Annotated in this window: 16 protein-coding genes and 2 pseudogenes; 7 read left to right on the top strand and 11 right to left on the bottom strand. The window is 66.0% G+C overall.

Going from position 1 to position 22180, the window contains the following annotated elements; translation table 11 throughout:
• Nucleotides 1-31 precede the first annotated feature (31 nt).
• The 11 genes and pseudogenes from TL10_RS15800 to rpmH all read right to left on the bottom strand — a co-directional run bounded on the left by TL10_RS15800 (nucleotide 32) and on the right by rpmH (nucleotide 10707).
• A pseudogene (locus TL10_RS15800) lies at nucleotides 32-3335 on the bottom strand (helix-turn-helix transcriptional regulator).
• Between the two features lie 108 nt (nucleotides 3336-3443).
• On the bottom strand, nucleotides 3444-4385 hold the full coding sequence (pip, locus tag TL10_RS15795; protein ID WP_043986325.1) for a prolyl aminopeptidase: 942 nt from the start codon (nucleotides 4383-4385) through the stop codon (nucleotides 3444-3446).
• A gap of 89 nt (nucleotides 4386-4474) precedes the next feature.
• A complete protein-coding gene (locus TL10_RS15790; RefSeq protein ID WP_043986324.1) occupies nucleotides 4475-5227 on the bottom strand; it encodes a hypothetical protein in 753 nt (250 codons plus the stop codon).
• Nucleotides 5228-5460: 233 nt separating this feature from the next.
• Nucleotides 5461-6477 (bottom strand): ParB/RepB/Spo0J family partition protein, encoded by a 1017-nt coding sequence (locus TL10_RS15785; RefSeq protein WP_043986323.1) that lies wholly within the window; start codon nucleotides 6475-6477, stop codon nucleotides 5461-5463.
• A 2-nt stretch (nucleotides 6478-6479) separates the two neighbouring features.
• On the bottom strand, nucleotides 6480-7448 hold the full coding sequence (locus TL10_RS15780) for a ParA family protein (RefSeq protein WP_234711459.1): 969 nt from the start codon (nucleotides 7446-7448) through the stop codon (nucleotides 6480-6482).
• A 23-nt stretch (nucleotides 7449-7471) separates the two neighbouring features.
• Nucleotides 7472-8155 (bottom strand): 16S rRNA (guanine(527)-N(7))-methyltransferase RsmG, encoded by a 684-nt coding sequence (gene rsmG, locus TL10_RS15775; protein ID WP_043986321.1) that lies wholly within the window; start codon nucleotides 8153-8155, stop codon nucleotides 7472-7474.
• A gap of 66 nt (nucleotides 8156-8221) precedes the next feature.
• A complete protein-coding gene (locus TL10_RS15770; RefSeq protein ID WP_043391479.1) occupies nucleotides 8222-8776 on the bottom strand; it encodes a Jag family protein in 555 nt (184 codons plus the stop codon).
• Between the two features lie 58 nt (nucleotides 8777-8834).
• Nucleotides 8835-9848: a membrane protein insertase YidC gene (yidC, locus tag TL10_RS15765; protein ID WP_043986320.1), complete on the bottom strand. Its 1014-nt coding sequence runs from the start codon at nucleotides 9846-9848 to the stop codon at nucleotides 8835-8837.
• 43 nt (nucleotides 9849-9891) lie between these two features.
• The gene (gene yidD / locus TL10_RS30195; RefSeq protein WP_081936537.1) at nucleotides 9892-10167 is read right to left on the bottom strand and encodes a membrane protein insertion efficiency factor YidD; all 276 of its coding nucleotides are present in this window, start codon (nucleotides 10165-10167) and stop codon (nucleotides 9892-9894) included.
• Nucleotides 10164-10541, bottom strand: coding sequence for a ribonuclease P protein component (rnpA, locus tag TL10_RS15760; protein WP_043986318.1), 378 nt, complete (start codon nucleotides 10539-10541; stop codon nucleotides 10164-10166). Before rnpA ends, yidD begins: the two co-directional genes overlap by 4 nt.
• 22 nt (nucleotides 10542-10563) lie before the next feature.
• Nucleotides 10564-10707 (bottom strand): 50S ribosomal protein L34, encoded by a 144-nt coding sequence (gene rpmH, locus TL10_RS30190; RefSeq protein ID WP_073695092.1) that lies wholly within the window; start codon nucleotides 10705-10707, stop codon nucleotides 10564-10566.
• 610 nt (nucleotides 10708-11317) lie between these two features.
• Here rpmH and dnaA point away from each other — a divergent pair.
• The 7 genes and pseudogenes from dnaA to gyrA all read left to right on the top strand — a co-directional run bounded on the left by dnaA (nucleotide 11318) and on the right by gyrA (nucleotide 22142).
• Nucleotides 11318-12787: a chromosomal replication initiator protein DnaA gene (gene dnaA / locus TL10_RS15755; RefSeq protein WP_043986317.1), complete on the top strand. Its 1470-nt coding sequence runs from the start codon at nucleotides 11318-11320 to the stop codon at nucleotides 12785-12787.
• Between the two features lie 627 nt (nucleotides 12788-13414).
• Complete coding sequence (gene dnaN, locus TL10_RS15750) at nucleotides 13415-14605, top strand: DNA polymerase III subunit beta (protein ID WP_043391472.1); 1191 nt, start codon at nucleotides 13415-13417, stop codon at nucleotides 14603-14605.
• 19 nt (nucleotides 14606-14624) lie between these two features.
• Nucleotides 14625-15527 (top strand): annotated as a pseudogene (gene gnd / locus TL10_RS15745) (phosphogluconate dehydrogenase (NAD(+)-dependent, decarboxylating)); the annotation flags it as partial.
• The gene (gene recF, locus TL10_RS15740; RefSeq protein WP_043391467.1) at nucleotides 15528-16694 is read left to right on the top strand and encodes a DNA replication/repair protein RecF; all 1167 of its coding nucleotides are present in this window, start codon (nucleotides 15528-15530) and stop codon (nucleotides 16692-16694) included. It abuts the pseudogene before it with no gap.
• The gene (locus TL10_RS15735; RefSeq protein WP_043986315.1) at nucleotides 16691-17299 is read left to right on the top strand and encodes a DUF721 family protein; all 609 of its coding nucleotides are present in this window, start codon (nucleotides 16691-16693) and stop codon (nucleotides 17297-17299) included. The genes recF and TL10_RS15735 overlap by 4 nt, the downstream gene beginning before the upstream one ends.
• Before the next feature lie 218 nt (nucleotides 17300-17517).
• Nucleotides 17518-19545 carry a DNA topoisomerase (ATP-hydrolyzing) subunit B gene (gene gyrB, locus TL10_RS15730; protein WP_043986314.1) on the top strand — a complete coding sequence of 676 codons (2028 nt, stop codon included), beginning with the start codon at nucleotides 17518-17520 and terminating at the stop codon, nucleotides 19543-19545.
• A gap of 80 nt (nucleotides 19546-19625) precedes the next feature.
• Nucleotides 19626-22142, top strand: coding sequence for a DNA gyrase subunit A (gyrA, locus tag TL10_RS15725; protein ID WP_043391459.1), 2517 nt, complete (start codon nucleotides 19626-19628; stop codon nucleotides 22140-22142).
• Nucleotides 22143-22180 lie beyond the last annotated feature (38 nt).

The raw sequence follows: 22180 nt of genomic DNA, 5'->3' as shown, positions 1-22180 counted from the left end.
TTCACCAGACCCGGATGCCACGGCCGCGTTGTCACTCGTGGTGTGCGGCCTCCTGGATCAGCTGGATCCGGGAACTGAGAGCGAGCTTGGTGTAGACGTGGGTCAGGTGTGCCTGCACGGTCCGCGGGGAGACGAACAGCCGCGTCGCAATATCCTTGTTGCCCAGGCCTTCACACACCAGTTTCACGACCTCCCGTTCGGCCGGTGTCAGCGAGCCCCAGCCGCTCGCCGGACGCTTGCGCTCGCCATGGCCGCGTTGGGCGTACGCGATCGCCTCCTCGACCGACAGCCCGGCGCCCTCGACCCACGCGGCGTCGAAGTCCGTCTCCCCCATCGCCTCCCGCAGGGCCGCCACCGCCGCCGCGTAGCCCGCCTGGTGGACTTGGAAGCGGACGGCACCGACGTGTCCCCGCATCGACTCTGCTGCGCCGTAGAGCCGGGCTGCCTCCCGGTGATCGCCGGATAGCGCCGCTAGGCATTCGAAGATTTCCGGAACTCCGGCCGCGGCCCCAATTTCGACAGCAACAGCGAGCGCGGCGTGAGCGTCACGTGACGCTTGATCCGGTTGGTCCTGGGCCATCGCCACGCGTGCCCTGGTGATGTCTGCGAGCATCAGATGCCAGCCCACATTCACCCGCACCGCCTCGTCGGCCAGCCGGCGCGCGGCCACCAGATCACCGCCCGCCAGTTCTGCTTCGGCCGAGCGCGCGTACGTGGTGACCGCGGGCAGCCGGCTGGACGCTGAGATGACGTTCGGACGCCAGGCTGGCCGCCCGCGCTGTCGCGACATCGCCCTGGGCGAGGGCCGCCGACGCCAGCGCCGCCGTACCGACTCCGAGCATGAACTCACCGAGATCTGCCGCCAGCGCCACGGCAGTTTCTGCCGCGGCTCGAGCGGCGGCCGCTTCACCACGCCAAGCCAAGGCAATGCCGAGACCTTGAAGTGCACCCACTGTCCAGATCGAGTCGTGCGCCGCTTCGGCTTCGGCGACCGCTGCCCGGAAGTGCGCGACGGCGGCGTCCAACTCCCCCTGCATCAGTTGTGCCCACCCAAGGTTGGCACGCCATTCGCGCGAGTCGAATCGGGCGCCGGTTGCCTCGGCGAGATCCCGAACTTCTTCGGCGGCCGCACGGGCCGTCACGGGATCTCCGCCCACAGCGGCCGCCTGGGCTTGCCACAAGAGGATTGCGCTCAATCTCCAGACGTCGTTCGACGCTCGTGCAATCGGGATGCCCTCCGCGAAGTACTCGTGGGCCAGCCGCGGGTTGTCACTGTTGCCGGCGACGAAGCCGCACGCGGTCAAAGCCCGGGCCAACAGAACTGGATCGTCGACCTGTCGCGCAAGGTGCAGGGCCCGCTCTGCCATCCCCAGGCTCCCGGGCACACCCGCCCACACATCGAGTACCGCCTTGTCCGCCAGCACCCGTGCGTAGGCCACAGGCGCCGTCTGGAGGGTACGCAGGCACTCGTCGCTCAGCACGCTGCTGAACCACGCCAGCCCTTCCCGAATGCGGCCGCACTTGAGCCACAGCGGCTGCAACGACGACACCATCGTCGCCGCCGCGTCGATGTCCCCGCTGTCCCGGCTCCACTCGAACGCGGCGCGCAGGTTGTCGATCTCGAGTTCGACGTCGTCGAGACGCGGTTGGTTCTGCGCCGACCGACCGGACCCATCGAGCGCGGTCGCCAGCGCCGCATAGTGGTCGCGATGGCGCGCCCGCACGGCGTCGGCTTCGCCCGACTCACCCAGCTTCTCCAACCCGTACTGGCGCACCGTCTCCAGCAGTCTGTAGCGGGTACCGCCGGCCGTACTCTCGGCGACCACAAGAGACTTGTCCACGAGCAGGCTCAGCTGATCGAGAACCTGATACCGCTCGGCCACATCCGCCGCCGCTACCGCCCGGGCGGCCCCCAGATCGAAGCCACCGAGGAATACCGCCAGCCGGCGGAACTGGACGCGCTCGGGCTCACTCAAGAGGGCGTGCGACCAATCCACGGACGCGCGCAATGTCTGCTGCCGCCGCACCGCCGTCCGGGAACTTCCGGTGAGCAATCGGAACCGATCGTGGAGGCTGTCCAGGATCTCGGGCAGCGACAGCGCGCGCAGCCGGGCCGCCGCGAATTCGATCGCCAGCGGCATACCGTCGAGCCGCTGACAGATCTGGGAGACGGTGCTGGCGTTGTCCTCGGTGACGGCGAAGTCGGCGCGCGCGAGCCGAGCCCGGTCGGCGAACAGTTCGACGGCCTCGTCGGCGAGCGACAGGGACGGCACCTGCCACACCGCTTCCCCGGGGACACCGAGCGGCTCCCGGCTCGTGGCCAAAACCGTGACGCCCGGTGCCGCCCCGAGCAGAGACGCCACGAACGTGGCGCTCGCGTCGAGGACGTGCTCACAGTTGTCGAGCACCATGAGGAGTCGACGGTCGCGGACGAACCGCAGCAGGGTGTCGGTCGTGGAGCGGCCGGGTTGGTCGGGCAGCCCGAACACCCGGGCCGCGGTGACCGGCACGGCGTCGGGATTGGTGACCGAAGCCAGGTCGACGAACCAGACGCCGTCGTCGTAGTCGCCGACCGCGCGGGCAGCCACGTGGACCGCCAGCCGCGTCTTGCCCGCGCCGCCGGCTCCGCTGAGAGTGACGAGCCGGTGGGCCACCAGGGCGTCGCGCAGATTCGTCGTCTCGGTCTGGCGCCCGATGAAGGTCGTCAACTCGGCGGGCAGTCCGTGCGCGACGACGGAGCCCGGCGCCCGCAGCGGCGGGAAGTCGTTGCGCAGATCCGGGTGACACAACTGCCTGACGCGTTCCGGCCGCGGGAGATCGCGCATCACGTGCGTGCCGAGATCGCTCATTGACGCGCCGTCCGGGAGCTGACCCTCGGTCAGCGCCGCCGTCACTCCCGACAACAACGTCTGGCCGCCGTGCCCGAGATCCCGGAGTCGCGCGGTCCGATTGATGGTCGGGCCGATGTAGTTACCGGCGTCGCGCAGGCGGACCTCGCCGGTGTGGATTCCGATGCGCAGCCGGATCGGCGCGAGCGGCGCGCGTTGCAGATCCAGCGCGCACGCCACCGCGTCCGACGCACAACCGAAGGCGACGACGAAGCTGTCGCCCTCCCCCTGCTCGACCGGCCGGACCCCGGCGTGGGTGATGAGTGCGGCAGAGACGGTCTCATCGAGGCGCGCGATGGCGGCGGCCATCTGGTCGGGCTGGGTCTCCCAGAGCCCCGTCGAGCCTTCGACGTCAGCCAGTAGCAACGTCACCGTTCCGGTCGGCAGCTCGCTCACGCCCACGTCGCTCCAGTCCACCAATGGGGTACCCGCACGCAGTTCGCTCATGCTAATCAGCGTGCCGCCGGGGTGGGCCACAAACATCAGCGCAGACGCGTATCTCCCCCGGCGCGCTGTCCTACGACCCCCGTTGTTTCACGTGGAACCGTCGCGCCGTCAGCTCCGCGGAATGAACCGCGCGACCGCGTCAGTGATCGCCGCCGCCATCGCGGGGCTGCCCGTGTGGCCGGAGTCCTCGATGATCCGGAGCTCGGCGTCGGGCCATGCCTGCGCGAGTTCCCAAGCCGTCCGCACCGGCGCGGAGAGGTCGAGGCGGCCGTGGATCAGGACGCCGGGGATGCCGTTGAGTCGATGCGCATCGCGCAGCAGTTGACCGTCTTCGAGCCACGCGGTGTGGGCGAAGTAGTGCGTGCAGATCCGCACGAACGCCATGCGGTCCGCATCCATCTTCGCCGTGTACTGACCGGGCTTCCCCAGAGTCTCGTGGGCGATCGCGGCGTCTTCCCACGCGCACCAGTCCTGTGCGGCCCGCTCCCGCACCGCGGCGTCGGGATGCCCCAGCAGCTGCCGGTACGCCTCGACGAGATTCCCGTCCCGGTGCTCCGCCGGCACGCCGTCGCGGAACCGCTGCCACTCGACCGGCCGGACGATCCGCAGCCCGCGGTACAGCCAATCGACTTCCTGCGGCCGCGTCATCGTCACGCCGATCAGCACGATGCCGAGCACTCGCTCCGGATGCCGCTGCGCATAGGCGACGATCAATGTGGACGCCCAGGAGCCGCCGTAAAGCAGCCACTGTTCGATGCCGAGGTGATGCCGCAGCGCCTCTATGTCGGCGAGCAGATGCTCGGTGGTGTTGCACGACATGTCCGTCGTCGGATCGGCCGCGCTCGGCACGCTGTCGCCGCAGCCACGTTGATCGAAAGACACCACGCGGAAGAGGTCTGGGTCGAATTGTTTGTGGGCGGTGCGCGAGCGGCCCGAACCAGGACCGCCGTGGACGATCAGGACCGGGCGGCCGGCCGGATTGCCCCGCGTTTCCCAGTACATGCGATTGCCGTCGCCGACATCGAGCAGGCCCGAGGAATCCGGATTCATCGACGACGCCCCATGGCGGCGAGGGTACGGGAAGGTCGGTGTTTCACGTGGAACCACTCAGTTGAGACTGGCGTCCACGCGGACCGATCTCAGCGCCGCGGTGTCCACAGCACCGGGCTGGGCAGTGCGCCCACCGGCTGCTGCAACGCGTTGCTCTCCAGCAGTCGTTCCAGCGCAGCCTCGACGTCAGCCTTCCAGCCGAGTCCCTGCTCCAGCTCCAGCCGCAGTCGCGGGAAGTACGGGTGCGGCGCAACGATCTCGAACCCGTTGTCTTGGAGGAAGTCGGCCTCGATCACGCACTGCTCGACGGCGCACTCCCCGAACGCCTCGACGGTCGCCGCCAGCTCTGCCGGGCACGCGTGCGGGCTACCGAGTTGGGCGACCTCTGTCGTCCGGCCGAACGCTTCCAGCGCCCGCACACCACGACGAACCAGATCGGCGACGACGGCCGCGATGAGATGCCGCGACAGCGCCTCGCCGTCTTCACCGGAGTCGACGCCAATGGACGTCAGCAGCACCGCGTCGGGACTGACCGGTCCCGTGGGAAAGCGCCCCGCCCGGGGCACTGCGCGCGGCGGCGCATAGAACGCATAGCCCAGACAGGGCGCATCATCGTTGGGGTCCTCAGCGCGGTCCGGATCGCAGGCTACCGCCAGCTGTCCGCACGATCCCCACTCGAGCATGACCATCGACAGCCATGCTTCCTTCTCGAACTCGGGGTCACTGAGATGCTCACTGTCGCCGAGCGCCGACGGGTCGACTTCCCAGAAGACACAACGCCGCGCGTGCTTCGGCAGCCGCTCGAACGATTCGAGGCGCAGCGGCGTGATTCGTGAACTCACCAGACTCCCGTCGTCCGCCCGATCGGATCAGGCTGCCCTTCCAGGATAAGAGACGCCGGCGCCACCGACTCGATTTGTTCAGTCGCGATCGACGGCGGCCAGATGCGGAGCTGTTCCACGTGAAACATCGCGGTTCCCCTCCTTCGTTCCATCCATCCAAAAACCCCACCGTCACAGTGACGTAACGGGTCCTGGTGGCTGGTCGGGCAGTCGCAAAAACCAAAACCGGCCAGTTAGCCCTGTTCGGTCTTCATCAGCTCGACGATGCGCTGAAGGTCGTCCACCGAGCCGAACTCGACGACGATCTTGCCTTTGCGCTTACCCAGACTCACGGTCACCTTCGTGTCGAACGCAGTCGACAACTGCTCGGCCACATCCTGCAGCCCGGGCATCTGGATCGGCTTGCGCTTCGGTGCCGGCGCCGGCTTGTCACCGTCGCGGTTGGCCAGGGTGACGGCTTCTTCCGTCGCGCGCACCGACAGCCCCTCGGCCACGATCCGGGCGGCGAGCTCTTCCTGCTTCTCCGCTCCCCCTTCGAGCGCCAGCAGGGCACGGGCGTGGCCGGCCGACAGCACACCGGCGGCGACCCGACGCTGCACCGCGATGGGCAGCTTCAGCAGACGGATCATGTTGGTGATGACCGGACGCGACCGGCCGATGCGGGTCGCGAGTTCCTCGTGGGTGACGTCGAACTCCTCCAGCAGCTGCTGGTAGGCCGACGCCTCTTCGAGCGGATTCAGCTGGACCCGGTGAATGTTCTCGAGCAGCGCGTCGCGCAGCATGTTGTCGTCGGCGGTCTCGCGCACGATCGCCGGAATGGCGGTGAGGCCGGCCTCCTGCGAGGCGCGCCACCGCCGCTCGCCCATGATCAGCTGGTACTTGTGCGGGCCCGACGGCTCGCTCAGCTCGCGCACCACGATGGGCTGCATGAGGCCGAACTCGCGGATGGAGTGCACGAGCTCGGCGAGCGCGTCGCCGTCGAAGACAGTCCGCGGCTGGCGCGGGTTCGGCTGGATCTCCGCCGGCTCGATCTCGCGGTACACCGCACCGATGGCCTCGGCTTCCGCCTTGGCCGCTGCCGCGGCGGCGGTGCCGTTGGTCGGGATCGACGGTGCCCCACCGATCACCACGTCGGCTGCGGCGGACCCCATCCGCAGCGAGGTGTCCTGCTGCTCGTCTTCGGGTGCACCGGTCGGGATGAGCGCCGCCAGTCCCCGACCGAGTCCGCTGCGCTTACGTGGCTGCGACATCGTTACTTCCTCACTCCGTGCTCGCCACGCTGGGCGAGTTCACGACTGGCGTCCAAATAGCTCATTGCTCCACGTGATCCCGGGTCGTAATCCAGGATCGTCATGCCGTACCCCGGAGCCTCGGAAACCTTGACGCTGCGTGGGATGACGGTCCGCAAAACCTTATCGCCAAAGTGGTCGCGGACATCCATCGCGACCTGGTCGGCGAGTTTCGTGCGTCCGTCGTACATGGTGAGGACGACGGTCGTGACGTCGAGGTGGGGATTCAGGTGCGCCTTGACCATCTCGATGTTCCGGAGCAGCTGACCCACGCCCTCCAGGGCGTAGTACTCGCACTGGATCGGGATTAGCACTTCCGGCGCCGCGACAAGCGCGTTGATGGTCAGCAGACCCAACGACGGCGGGCAGTCGATGAAGACGTAGTCGAAATTGTGGTCTTTCAGCGTGGCGAGCGCGTTCCGCAGCCGCGTTTCACGTGCCACCATGCTCACCAACTCGATCTCGGCGCCGGCGAGGTCGATGGTCGCCGGGACGCAGTACAGGCGCTCGTTGTGCGGGCTGCGCTGCAGCGCGCTCTCCAGGGTGATCTCCCCGATCAGCACCTCGTACGACGACGCGGTACCCGGCCGGTGCTCGATGCCCAGCGCCGTGCTGGCGTTGCCCTGAGGGTCCAGATCGATGACCAGAACGTTGAGACCCTGCAGCGCCAGGGCCGCGGCCATGTTGACCGCGGTGGTGGTCTTACCGACGCCACCCTTCTGGTTGGCGATCGTGAACACCCGCTGGTGCTCCGGGCGCGGCAGCTGCTGTCCCTTGGCTCCGTGAATGATCTGGACCGCGCGTTCGGCTTCCGCCCCGATCGGCGTATCCATGGTCACGCTTGGAGTCCACGTTTCACGTGAAACATCGGCATCGTATGCTGCCTTTCCTGATGTGGCGACCGGGTCGGCCGCTTTTGAAACCTGGGACATGTTGCTCCCCCGGGCCGGCGATGTCATCGCCGGTTCTTCACCGCTCGGCCGGTCCCTGCGCGCTTGGCTCCGCGCTTCGCCACGACCACGGTTGCGGGCGGAGTCAAATAGTTCACGCCACATTTCACCACCCTTACGTCCACAGCACCGAGTGAGTTGAGTGCCCGACGGTGTTCGACGATTTCGTCGGCCGCCCGCTCCCCCTTGAGGGCCAGCATCCGGCCGTCGACTTTCAGCAGGGGCAGGCTCCACTTGGCCAGCTTGTCGAGGGCGGCCACAGCTCGGGAGGTGACGACGTCGAGCTCCCCTGCCTCGGCCCGCACCACCCGCTCCTCCGCGCGACCCCGAATCACGGTCACGTCGATACCGAGCTCGGCCACGACTTCCCGAAGGAAGTCGGCGCGGCGCAGCAGCGGCTCGATGAGAACCACGTGAACGTCGGGCCGAGCGAGCGCCAACGGGATCCCCGGCAGGCCGGCTCCACTGCCGATATCGCCGATTCGTTCGCCGCTGTCGACCAACTCACCTATAGCGGCGCAATTCATCACGTGACGGTCCCACAGTCGGCTGACTTCGGACGGTCCAATCAGTCCGCGTTCGATTCCGTCGCCCGCGAGGATCTCCGCATAGCGCTGTGCCAGCTCGGCACGGTCACCAAAAACGTCGACGGCGGCGGCCGGTGGGGATGGGGCGTCACCATGTTTCACGTGAAACAGCCTCCGCTTTCCCCGCCAGCTCGCCGCCGACGAACAACATCGATGTAATTAAGGTGCTCAATCAGGCAGGACAACCACCCGGCGAGACGGCTCCACGCCCTCGCTCTCGCTGTGCACACCATCCACGGCCGCCACGGCGTCGTGCACGATCTTGCGCTCGAACGGCGTCATCGGCGACAGCTCTTCGCGCTCGCCTGACGCCAGCACCCGGTCAGCCACCTTCTGACCCAACGCTGCCAGTTCATCACGCCGCTGCCGACGCCACCGGGCGATGTCCAGCATCAGCCGGCTGCGCTCGCCGGTCTTCTGGTGCACGGCCAACCGGGTCAGCTCCTGGAGTGCATCCAGCACCTCACCCTTGCGACCGACCAGCTTGGTCAGATCGTTGCCGCCGTCGATGCTGACGATCGCGCGGTCCCCTTCGACGTCCAGATCGATGTCACCATCGAAGTCCAGCAGATCGAGGAGTTCCTCGAGGTAATCCCCGGCGATCTCACCTTCGGCGACCAGGCGCTCTTCGAGATCCTCGCCCTTGCTTGCAGGAGCGGCCGCAGTCGTCGTCGGGGCCTCGGCCTCGATGCCGGCTTCCGCCTGCGTTTCTGTGTCTGTCATATCCCTGCCTTCTCCCTCTTGCACCGGCCGTCGCTCAGGGTCTTTACCCTCTGGCCGGTCAACGCTTCTTCTTGTTGGGCTTGGCACCCGGGGCCGGCTTCGACCCCGCAGCATCGGATTCCGCCGTACCGTCGAGCTCCGTACCGGTCTGTTCGACGTCGGTGCCGGTGCTTGCCGGGGCTGCCGGCGGATTGCCCTTCTTCGACCTGTTCGGCTTCACACCGGGTGCGGGGGCGTTGGCGGAGCGACGTGCGATCGCCTGCTCCTTCTCCTCCGCCTCACGCTTCTCGATCCGGTTGAACACCACATGCTGCTGACCGTAGGTCCAGATGTTGTTGGCCACCCAGTACATCAGGATGGCGATCGGCAGGAACGGCCCGGAGACCACCACACCCAAGGGGAACACGTACAGCGCCAGCTTGTTCATCAGCGCGGTCTGGGGGTTGCCGGCTGCTTCGGGGCTCTGCCGGGCCACCGACGCGCGGCTGTTCATGTGCGTGGCGATACCCGACACGATCATCAGCGGGATGCCGACCAGGATCACCGACATGCGGTCGAAGTGGGCGAACGCCTTGAGGCTCTCACCGGTCTGAATCATGGTGGCGCCCAACGGCGCACCGAAAAAGTCCGTGTTCAGGAAGTGACTGACGTCGGTCGCGCTGAAGAAATAGTTGCCCGTCGTGCGGTTCGCTTCCAGCGACAGCGCCTGCGCCCCGATACCCATCCCGGCGCCCTCAGTCCGGTTGAACGACCGCAGAACATGGAACAGGCCAAGGAACACCGGAATCTGCGCCAGCATCGGCAGACAGCCCAGGAGCGGGTTGAAACCGTGTTCGCTCTGCAGCTTCTGCATCTCGAGCGCGAGCCGCTGGCGGTCTTTGCCGTACTTCTTCTGCAGTTCCTTGATCTGGGGCTGCAGTTCCTGCATCTGACGGGTGGTCTCGATCTGGCGGACGAACGGCCGGTACAGGATGGCACGCAGGGTGAACACCAGGAACATCACCGACAGGCCCCAGGCGAAGAAGTTCTCCGCGCCGAGGATCGCGCCGAAGAGCTTGTACCAGAGCCACATGATCCCCGATACCGGGTAATAGATGTAGTCCAGGCTGAACCAGTTAAAAGACAAGCGAATCGCTCCTTGACTGCGCGGCGGTTGCCGCGGACCGTCTTTCGGGGATGGGGTCCCATCCCCCGTGATGCCACGGGCCACACTTGGCCAGCCGGACTGTCGTCAACCAACAACCGCGGAAGAGACCGTGTTCGGTGAGCGCCTCGACGGCGTATTCACTACAGGTGGGGCTGAACCGGCAGCTGGGCAGACGCATCGGCGACACCATGTTGCGGTACAGCTCGATGAGAAAGATCAGCCCGCGGGCCAGCCGCCCTGTCATTGCCGGGATCCGGACTTTGCGTGAGCGCGCTGCACAGCCGCTCGTAGTTCGTCCTGCAGCGTGGCGGTGGCCGCGTCGCGACTGCCGGGCAGGGCCCGGATCACCAGCAGCTCGCCGCTCCGCAGCTCGGGCAGCAGATCACGACTGGCATGACGGAGCTGACGGGACACCCGGTGCCGCTGGACGGCATTGCCGACCGATTTACCTACGACGAGACCGACTTTCGGCGCGTCCTCGGTGTTCGGCTCGGCGCCGTCGGGAGCTCCGGGTGCCAACGAATGCACCACGAGATCCCGCTGTGCCGCACGGACACCGCGGTTCACGGTGACTCGAAAGTCTGTCGAGCGCGTCATCCGGTTACGAGCCGGAAGCACGGTGCTTCGATCCTGCGTCAGGTCACGCAGTGAGAGAGCGACGGCCCTTGCCGCGGCGTGCCGACACGATGGCGCGGCCGGCGCGGGTCCGCATACGCAGACGGAAGCCGTGCACACGAGCCCGACGGCGGTTGTTCGGCTGGAAAGTCCGCTTGCCCTTGGCCACGGCTATATCTCCTCAACTATGTGACGCCCGCACTCGCCACCGACATGAACGAGTCATGCCGGTGGGCACGGTCGTCGCTGGTAAGCGCACGCATCTTGCTTGCTAGCCGGCGCGGTACCGATGAAGTTCGTGGCAGAACTTCCCCAGTCGCAGCCGTATCACCACTTGTGGGCGACTGTTCGAGGGTACTGATCTGGATTCGCCGGGTCAAACCTCGCCGTCCCACGTCAGGAACCGTTACCGCATCGAGAGGGAAGCGCAGCGGGAACGCGCTTGTGCTCGTCACAGTTGTAACACTCGCAACGTGGCAAGCCGACACGCCCAAGAACCTCGAACCAATGTTGCCGAACGGTTGGCGGACGAACAGAAAACTTGTTAGCTTCTGCCAATGCCGTTGCACGACGGCGCAAGACAACAAGCCAGAGAGGTCCCGACGCTACGAGCCCACAGACGTTCCTGTGACGAGCCTCAGCGCGCGGGCTTCCTGCATGCAAAACACGAGCACGACGGCATTCTTCTACTTTGTCCACAGTCTGTGGATAACTATGTGGACAGATTGTCGTCGTTTTATTGAGCCGCCGGTCAGGCGGCTCCGAGGGGGTAGTAGTCGTTGACCGCTAGCCCGGGTGCATCGTTCACCGACATCTGGAAAAGCGTGGTTGCCGAACTCAACGGTGACCTCGGCGGCACCACGACGCTGACCGCCCAACAGCGGGCCTGGTTGCGCATGGTTCAGCCGCTGGTGCTGACCGAAGGTTTCGCGTTGCTGTCGGTGCCGACCCAATTCGTCCAGAACGAGATCGAACGCCACCTGCGCGAACCGATCATCGCCGCGTTGAGCCGGCACCTCGGACAGCGCGTTGACCTGGGCGTTCGTATCGCGGTCCCGGACACCGACGACCGGTCGGTGCCCTCGGAGCCGGCTGAGGCCCCCGAACCCGAGCCCCTCACCGCGGCCGACGACCTCGACGACGACAGCGAAGAGCTCTCGAGCGCTGAGGAGAGCTGGCCCCGGTACTTCAACCGGCCGCCCGCCGACGAATCCGCTGATCTGAGCCTCAACCGGCGCTACACCTTCGACACCTTCGTCATCGGGGCGTCCAACCGGTTCGCGCACGCCGCGACATTGGCCATCGCCGAGGCGCCGGCCCGGGCCTACAACCCACTGTTCATCTGGGGTGAGTCGGGTCTGGGCAAGACGCACCTACTGCACGCGGCGGGCAATTACGCACAGAAGCTCTTCCCGGGCATGCGAGTCAAGTACGTCTCGACCGAGCAGTTCACCAACGACTTCATCAACTCGTTGCGTGACGACCGGACGGCGTCGTTCAAGCGCAGCTTCCGCGATATCGACGTGCTGCTGGTCGATGACATCCAGTTCATCGAAGGCAAGGAAAGCACTCAGGAAGAGTTCTTCCATACCTTCAATACGCTGCACAACGCGAACAAGCAGATCGTCATCTCGTCGGACCGGCCGCCGAAACAGCTTGCGACGCTGGAAGACCGGCTGCGCACCCGGTTCGAATGGGGTCTGATCACCGACGTTCAGCCGCCCGAGCTGGAGACCCGCATCGCGATCCTGCGCAAGAAGGCGCAGATGGATCGGCTGGATGTGCCGGACGACGTGCTGGAGCTGATTGCCAGTCGCATCGACCGCAATATCCGCGAGCTCGAGGGTGCGTTGATCCGCGTGACGGCGTTCGCGTCGCTCAACAAGACGATGATCGACAAGTCCCTGGCTGAGATTGTGCTGCGAGATCTCATCGCCGACGCCGGCACCACCCAGATCAGTATCGCCACGATCATGGCGGCCACGGCCGAGTACTTCGAGACCAGCGTCGAGGAGCTTCGCGGCCCCGGAAAGACCCGCGCCGTCGCGCTCTCCCGGCAGATCGCCATGTATCTGTGCCGGGAGCTCACGGACCTGTCATTGCCGCGGATCGGCCAGGCCTTCGGCCGCGACCACACCACGGTGATGTACGCCGAGCGCAAGATCAAGAAGGAAATGGCTTCGCGGCGTGAGGTTTTCGATCACGTCAAAGAGCTCACCACCCGGATCCGGCAGCGTTCCAAGCACTGAATCCGTCTCTTCCAACACCGGCCCCGGGCGATCACGCCTGCGGGCCGGTGTTGTTTTTCGGCACAAGCGTGCTCTTCCCATCGCCCGGATCCGACGAGATCCAGGCCGATTTTCGCGCCGTCGAGCCGGTTCGTCAGAAAAAACTTTGGCATCACAGGCATCTTTTGTCACACGATTCGGCTGTGCACAGCGCTGTGTACTACATGGGATAAACCCTGGGATTTTGCTCAGAACAATCCACACGGCCAGATCGCTCCACAAATACACGGATTGGATTAACGGCGCCTGCACAGTCTGCGCACAGGCCCGGATCCCGCCGGTGAGCCCCCCACCAGCAACTCCGTGGATCCATCCACAGCGTGCACAGCCCCTATTACTAATACCTTTAGATCTCTCTAGATCTTCTTCTAAAAGCAGTCCGGTGGGGAAACTCCCGGTGGACAACCGGATCCCGACAGGTTTCCGGGGGTCATCGCGCGCTCTCCGGCCTGATCGTTTAGCTTTCAACTTCACGCGGAACGCTCTACGGTGTTGTTCGATAGCCGGAACCAACGCCGATGCGTGGTGCCTTCGCCTCACGGCGGGATCCGGCAGGCAAGCGTGGTGGGGTTACAGCGAAGGGACGCTATGGACGTGGCGACGACAGCGGGTCTGACCGATTTGAAGTTCCGTCTGGTTCGGGAAGATTTCGCCGACGCCGTGGCCTGGGTGGCCCGGATCCTGCCGTCCCGGCCGCTGAACCCGGTCCTGGCCGGTGTGCTGCTGACCGGCTCCGACGACGGTCTGACCATCTCCGGATACGACTACGAGGTGTCTGCCGAAGTTCGCGTCGCAGCTGAAATCTCTTCTCCCGGAAGCGTTTTGGTGTCGGGCAAGCTGCTCTCGGACATCACTCGCGCCCTGCCGGCCAAGCCCGTCGAACTGAGCGTCGAAGGCACCCGGGTGGCGCTGAGCTGCGGTAGCGCCCGCTTCTCGCTGCCGACCATGGCGGTCGAGGACTACCCCGCGCTGCCGGCGCTGCCGGACGAGACCGGCGTCGTGCCCGCCAGCGTCTTCTCCGAGGCCATCGGACAGGTGGCGGTCGCCGCCGGCCGTGATGACACCCTGCCGATGCTGACCGGTGTCCGCGTCGAGATCTCGGGCGAGAAGGTCGTCCTGGCGGCCACCGACCGCTTCCGTCTCGCGGTCCGTGAGCTCACGTGGAATTCCGCGGTGCCGGATCTCGAGGCCGCCGTGCTGGTTCCGGCCAAGACCCTCGCGGAGTCGGCCAAGTCCGGATCCGACGGCAACGAGGTGCACCTGTCGCTGGGCGCCGGACAGGCTGTCGGCAAGGACGGGATGCTGGGTATCCGCAGCAACGGCAAGCGCACCACCACACGCCTGCTGGATGCCGAATTCCCGAAATTCCGCCAGCTGCTGCCGGCTGAGCACACCGCAGTGGCCACCATCGGTGTCGCCGAGCTCGCCGAGGCCATCAAGCGTGTCGCGCTGGTCGCCGACCGTGGTGCCCAGGTTCGGATGGAGTTCGCCGACGACATCTTGCGGCTGTCGGCCGGTGCCGACGACGTCGGTCGCGCCGAGGAAGACCTGCCGGTCGAGTTCTACGGTGAGCCGCTGACCATCGCGTTCAACCCCACCTATCTCACCGACGGGCTGGGTTCGCTGCACGCCGACCGCGTCACTTTCGGCTTCACCACCCCCAGCAAGCCTGCGGTGTTGCGTCCGGCCGGGGAGAATCAGTACTCGGGATCCGGACCGTTCCCCGCCGGGGACACCGACTACGTGTACTTGTTGATGCCAGTGCGCCTGCCGGGCTGACCGGAACCGAACAGCGGAGGACGCACACATGCAGCTGGGGTTGATCGGCCTCGGAAAAATGGGCTTCAACATGCGCGAGCGTCTGCGCGGTGGCGGCCACGAAGTCATCGGATACGACCCACGGCCCGAGGTCAGCGACGTGCCGTCACTCGCGGCCCTCGCCGAGCAGCTCGAAGCGCCGCGCGTGGTCTGGGTCATGGTGCCCTCGGGTGAGATCACCCGCGAGACCATCGAGGATCTCGCCGGGGTGCTGAGCTCCGGTGACCTGGTGATCGATGGCGGCAACTCGCGCTACACCGAAGACGGTATTCACGCAAAAATGTTGGTGGACAAGGGTATCGGCTTCATCGATGCCGGCGTTTCCGGTGGCGTCTGGGGATTGACCGAGGGCTACGGCCTGATGATCGGCGGCAGTGACGACGACGTCGCGCGCGTCATGCCGATCTTCGAGACGCTGCGGCCCGAGGGAGATCTCGCCGACGGCTTCGTCCACGCCGGCCCGGTCGGTGCCGGACATTTCGCCAAAATGGTGCACAACGGCGTCGAGTACGCGCTGATGACTGCCTACGGCGAGGGTTACGAGATGCTCGCCGCCGAGCCGTTGATCAAGAGTCCGCAGGCGGTCTACCAGGCCTGGTCCAACGGCACCGTCGTGCGCTCCTGGCTGCAGCAGCTGCTGGCCAAGGCGCTCAAGGAAGATCCCCAGTTGGCCGACATCAGCGGCTACACCGAGGACTCCGGTGAAGGCCGGTGGACGGTCGAGGAAGCCATTCGGTTGCGGGTCCCCGTGCCGGGCATCGCGGCGTCGCTGTTCGCGCGGTTCCTGTCTCGACAGGAGGACTCGCCGACCATGAAAGCCGTTGCAGCACTTCGTAATCAGTTCGGTGGCCACGCCGTGCAGAGGGTCAGTAAGTCCGGCTAGGTGTTCGTTCGACAGCTCACCCTGACCGACTTCCGATCATGGCCGCGGCTCGACCTGGAACTGGCTCCGGGTCGGACCGTGTTCGTCGGCCAGAACGGTTTCGGCAAGACCAATATCGTTGAGGCCCTGTGGTATACCGCCACGCTCGGGTCTCACCGGGTGGCGTCCGACGCACCCTTGATCCGGTCTGGCTGTGAGCGGGCGGTGGTGTCCACCATCGTGGTCAACGAGGGCCGGGAACTTGCGGTGGATCTCGACATCACCGCGGGCCGCGCGAACAAAGCCCGGCTGAACCGCTCCCCCGTCCGGTCGGCCCGCGAAATTCTCGGCGCCCTTCGGGCGGTGTTGTTCGCACCCGAAGATTTGTCGTTGGTTCGCGGCGATCCCGGCGAGCGCCGGCGCTATCTCGATGAACTGGCCAGCACCCGTCGGCCCCGGTTGGGTGGGGTGCGCGCGGATTACGAAAAAGTCGTCCGGCAGCGCACCGCGCTGCTGAAATCCGCGGGCGCCAGCCGTTTTCGCGGCAGTGATGCCGGCGCGCTGGAAACTCTCGATGTCTGGGACGGTCACCTGGCCAGTCACGGTGCCGAGCTCATCGCGGCCCGCGTCGACCTGATCAACGAGTTGCACCCGGAGATCACGAAGGCCTACCACCTGCTGGCGCCGTCGTCGCGGCCCGCATCGGTGCGCTACCGCAGTTCCGTGGCGGCCGTCGAGGAACAGGCCGGCACCGGGTCGACCGACATCGCGGCGTATCAGACCGCACTGCTCGACGAACTCACCCGGCGTCGAACCGCGGAACTCGAGCGCGGTGTGTGTCTGGTCGGTCCGCACCGCGATGATCTCGAGCTGCGCCTCGGCGACCAGCTCGCGAAAGGTTTTGCCAGCCACGGCGAATCGTGGTCCATGGCCCTGGCGCTGCGGCTGGGCGCGTACGAACTGCTGCGCACCGACGGCACCGACCCGGTCCTACTCCTTGATGATGTCTTCGCCGAACTCGATTCGGCACGCCGTCGGGCGCTCGCTGACGTGGCACAATCGGCGGAGCAGGTTTTGGTCACTGCCGCGGTGCCCGATGACATTCCCCAGGACTGGGACGGCACCCGGATCAATGTGGTGATGCGCGACGACGACGACGGCGGGCGGATTTCGGTGGTGGACGCATGAGCGAGGCTGACCGAGCGGATCAACCGGACGGGCCAGACGAGCCCGCGAAGCCCGACCTGCCGGAAAGTGCTTTCCCGCCACCGCATCTCGCCCATCTGAAGGGCATGGATCTGGTCCGCCGCACGCTAGAGGAAGCTCGCGGCGCGGCCCGGAGCCAAGGAAAAGATGTCGGCCGGGGCCGTAACGCGCCCGTCTCCAAGACTCGTCGCGGTGGCGGCCGGCGCACCTGGTCCGGACCCGGGCCCGATCGCCGGGACCCGCAGTTGCTGGGCTCGGCCACCATGGATATGGCCCGGAACCGGGGCTGGTCGGGCCGGATGGCCGAAGGATCGGTGTTCGGCCAGTGGTCGACGGTGGTCGGCGACCAGATCGCGGAGCACGCCTCCCCCACCTCCCTACGCGAGGGCATTCTGACGGTGACGGCGGAATCCACGGCCTGGGCGACCCAGTTGCGGATGGTGCAGTCCCAGATTTTGGCGAAAATCGCGGCCGCCGTCGGCGACGGGGTCGTCACGTCGCTGAAAATCCTGGGTCCGTCGGGGCCGACGTGGAAGCAGGGCCCACGTAACTACGGGGCCCGCGGTCCCCGCGACACCTTCGGCTGAGCCTGGTTCCGGGCGTCTCTGAGCGCGCCGATGCGTCCAAGATGACGCCCCTGGAGCGTCCGGACGCGACGTCACCCGAGAAATTCCCCGCACGGCGCGAACAGACGTGTCAAAACGCTGTCAGAAAGTCAGTGCCGCCGACTGCTACCGGTAGACTGTCGACAGATCTGAGTGCGGTGTCCTCACCGCCCCGCGAACCCCAAGGAGACGCTTCCGACGTGGCTGCCCAAAAGAAGGATGCGCCGGCTGAGTACGGTGCCGATTCGATCAAGGTCCTCGAAGGTCTGGAAGCGGTCCGCAAGCGTCCCGGTATGTATATCGGGTCCACCGGCGAGCGCGGCCTGCACCACCTGGTCTGGGAAGTCGTGGACAACGCCGTCGATGAGGCGATGGCCGGTTTCGCGACCAAGGTCGATGTCCGCATCCTCGAAGATGGCGGAGTCCAGGTCACCGACGACGGCCGCGGCATCCCGGTCGCGATGCACGCCACCGGCATCCCCACCATTGACGTCGTCATGACCGTCCTGCATGCCGGCGGCAAGTTCGAAGAAGGCGCCTACCAGGTATCCGGTGGTCTGCACGGCGTCGGCGTTTCCGTGGTCAACGCCTTGTCGACGCGGCTCGAGGCGGACGTCCACAAGGACGGGTTCGAGTGGCACCAGACCTATGACAAGTCGGTCCCCGGGACCCTGCGCAAGGGTGAGCCGTCCAAGAAGACCGGCTCGACCATCCGGTTCTGGGCCGATCCCGACATCTTCGAGACCACGGTCTACGACTTCGAGACCATCGCCCGCCGCCTGCAGGAGATGGCCTTCCTCAACAAGGGCCTGACCATCGAGCTGACCGACGAACGGGTCGTCGCGGCTGCGGTTGTCGATGAGGTGGTCAGCGATCACGCCGAGGCACCCAAGACCGCTGAGGAAAAGGCAGCCGAAGCGTCGGGCCCGCACAAGGTCAAGCACCGGGTTTATCACTACCCCGACGGCCTGGTCGATTTCGTCAAGCACATCAACCGCACCAAGAGCCCCATCCAGCAGAGCATCATCGATTTCGGTGGCAAGGCCGAAGGCCACGAGGTCGAGATCGCGATGCAGTGGAACGCCGGATACTCCGAGTCGGTGCACACCTTCGCGAACACCATCAATACGCATGAGGGTGGCACCCACGAAGAGGGCTTCCGCGCCGCGCTGACCACCGTGGTCAACAAGTACGCGCGCGACAAGAAGTTGCTGAAGGAAAAAGAAGCCAATCTCACCGGTGACGACATCCGTGAAGGGCTGGCCGCCGTCGTCTCGGTGAAGGTCCGCCAACCGCAGTTCGAAGGCCAGACCAAGACCAAGCTCGGCAATACCGAGGTCAAGTCGTTCGTACAGAAGATTTGTAACGAGCAGCTGACCCACTGGTTCGAGGCCAACCCCGCCGAAGCCAAGACGGTGGTCAACAAAGCGGTTTCGTCGGCCCAGGCCCGGGTGGCCGCGCGCAAGGCGCGTGAGCTGGTGCGCCGCAAGAGCGCGACCGATCTCGGTGGCCTGCCCGGCAAGCTGGCGGACTGCCGTTCCACCGATCCGACGAAGTCGGAACTGTATGTGGTGGAGGGCGATTCGGCCGGCGGCTCGGCCAAGAGCGGCCGCGACTCGATGTTCCAGGCGATCCTGCCGCTGCGCGGAAAGATCATCAACGTCGAGAAGGCCCGCATCGACCGCGTGCTGAAGAACAACGAAGTCCAGGCCATCATCACGGCCCTGGGTACCGGTATCCACGACGAGTTCGACCTGTCGAAGCTGCGGTACCACAAGATCGTGCTGATGGCCGACGCCGACGTCGACGGCCAGCACATCTCGACCCTGCTGCTGACGCTGCTGTTCCGTTTCATGAAGCCGCTGGTGGAAAACGGCCACATCTTCTTGGCCCAGCCGCCGCTGTACAAGCTGAAATGGCAACGCAGCGAACCGGAATTCGCCTACTCGGACCGCGAGCGCGACGGTCTGCTCGAGGCCGGCAAGGCCGCCGGCAAGCGGATCAACACCGACGACGGCATCCAGCGCTACAAGGGTCTGGGTGAGATGGACGCCAAGGAGCTGTGGGAGACCACGATGGATCCGTCGGTCCGGGTCTTGCGTCAGGTGACCCTCGATGACGCCGCGGCTGCCGACGAACTGTTCTCGATCCTGATGGGCGAGGACGTCGAAGCACGCCGCAGCTTCATCACCCGGAACGCGAAAGACGTTCGATTCCTTGATGTCTAGCGATCAGAGACTGTGAGTCCGGCTCAGCCCGACCACCAAAAATCAATGTTTAACGTGAAACAATCCGGAGAAGGAATTCGATGACCGACACCATGCCGCCCGCGGGCGACCGCATCGAACCGGTTGACATCCAGCAGGAGATGCAGCGCAGCTACATCGATTACGCCATGAGCGTCATCGTCGGCCGTGCCCTCCCCGAGGTCCGAGACGGCCTCAAGCCGGTACACCGCCGCGTGCTCTACGCGATGTACGACTCGGGGTTCCGGCCGGATCGTTCGCATGCCAAGTCGGCACGCTCGGTCGCCGAGACCATGGGTAACTACCACCCGCACGGCGACTCGTCGATCTACGACACCCTCGTCCGCATGGCCCAGCCGTGGTCGCTGCGGTACCCGCTGGTCGACGGCCAGGGCAACTTCGGCTCGCCGGGCAACGACCCCGCCGCCGCCATGCGTTACACCGAGGCCCGCCTCACCCCGCTGGCCATGGAGATGCTGCGCGAAATCGACGAGGAGACAGTCGATTTCATCCCCAACTACGACGGCCGCGTGCAAGAGCCGACCGTCCTGCCCAGCCGGTTCCCGAACCTGCTGGCCAACGGCTCCGGCGGCATCGCCGTCGGTATGGCCACCAACATCCCGCCACACAACCTCCGCGAACTGGCAGAGGCCGTGTACTGGTGCCTGGAGAACCACGAAGCCGATGAGGAAGCCACCCTCGAAGCGTGCATGGAGCGGGTCAAGGGCCCGGACTTCCCCACCCACGGCCTGATCGTCGGGACGCAGGGCATCTCCGACACCTACCGCACCGGCCGCGGCTCGGTGCGCATGCGCGGTGTCGTCGAGATCGAGGAAGACGCCAAGGGCCGCACCTCGCTCGTCATCACCGAGCTGCCCTACCAGGTCAACCACGACAACTTCATCGGATCGGTGGCCGACCTGGTGCGCGACGGCCGGATCGCCGGTATCGCGAACATCGACAACGAGTCCAGCGACCGTGTCGGTCTGCGCATCGTCATCGACCTCAAGCGTGACGCGGTCGCCAAGGTGGTGCTGAACAACCTCTACAAGCACACTCAGCTGCAGACCAGCTTCGGTGCCAACATGCTGTCGATCGTCGACGGCGTGCCACGCACCCTGCGGCTCGATCAGATGATCCGGTACTACGTCACGCACCAGCTCGACGTGATCATCCGGCGCACCCGGTACCGGTTGCGGAAGGCCAACGAGCGCGCTCACATCTTGCGCGGCTTGGTGAAAGCCCTTGACGCCCTTGACGAAGTCATCGCGCTGATCCGGGCCTCCCCGAACGCCGACGCAGCCCGGGGCGGCTTGATGGAACTGCTCGAAGTCGACGAGATCCAGGCGCAGGCCATCCTCGACATGCAGCTGCGTCGCCTCGCCGCCCTGGAACGTCAGCGCATCGTCGACGACCTGGCCAAGATCGAGGCCGAGATCGCAGACCTCGAGGACATCCTGGCCAAGCCCGAGCGGCAGCGCGCCATCGTCCACGACGAGCTCAAGGAGATCGCCGACAAGTACGGCGACGACCGTCGTACCCGGATCATTGCGGGGGAGGGTGACGTCGCCGACGAGGACCTCATCCAGCGCGAGGACGTCGTCGTCACCATCACCGAGACCGGCTACGCCAAGCGGACCAAGACCGACCTGTACCGCAGCCAGAAGCGCGGCGGCAAGGGTGTGCAGGGTGCCGGGCTCAAGCAGGACGACATCGTCAACCACTTCTTCGTGTGCTCCACGCACGACTGGATCCTGTTCTTCACCACGCAGGGCCGGGTGTACCGGGCCAAGGCCTACGAACTGCCCGAGGCCTCGCGGATCGCGCGTGGTCAGCACGTGGCGAACCTGCTGGCCTTCCAGCCGGAAGAGCGCATCGCTCAGGTCATCCAGATCAAGAGCTACGAGGACGCGCCCTACCTGGTGCTCGCCACCCGCAACGGTCTGGTGAAGAAGTCCAAGCTGGCCGACTTCGACTCGAACCGTTCCGGCGGCATCGTCGCGATCAACCTGCGCGACGGTGACGAACTGGTCGGTGCGGTGCTGTGCTCCGCCGAAGAGGACCTGCTGCTGGTGTCCGCCAACGGCCAGTCCATCCGCTTCTCGGCGACCGACGAGGCGCTGCGGCCGATGGGCCGGGCCACCTCCGGTGTGCAGGGCATGCGGTTCAACGAGGACGACCGGCTGCTGTCGCTCAACGTCGTGATCCCGGACACCTACCTGTTGGTCGCGACCGCGGGCGGTTACGCCAAGCGGACGGCCATCGACGAGTACACCGCGCAGGGCCGCGGCGGCAAGGGCATCCTCACGATCCAGTACGACCCGAAGCGTGGCAGTCTGGTCGGAGCGTTGATCGTCGATGACGAGACCGAGCTGTACGCCATCACTTCCGGCGGTGGTGTCATCCGGACCGCGGCACGTCAGGTGCGCAAGGCTGGGCGGCAGACCAAGGGTGTGCGGTTGATGAACCTGGGTGAGGGCGACACACTGATTGCCGTCGCGCGCAACGCCGAAGAGGCCGAAGGTGACGACGATATCGACGTCGAGACCGAAACCGCGACCGAGACCGACGAAACGTAGTGCTGCGGCTGCCCGCAGCCGCACTGATTGAAGGAGCC

The sequence above is a fragment of the Mycolicibacterium llatzerense genome (assembly GCF_000878195.1).
Taxonomy (GTDB): domain Bacteria; phylum Actinomycetota; class Actinomycetes; order Mycobacteriales; family Mycobacteriaceae; genus Mycobacterium; species Mycobacterium llatzerense.
This window is presented reverse-complemented; position numbering and strand designations above follow the sequence as displayed.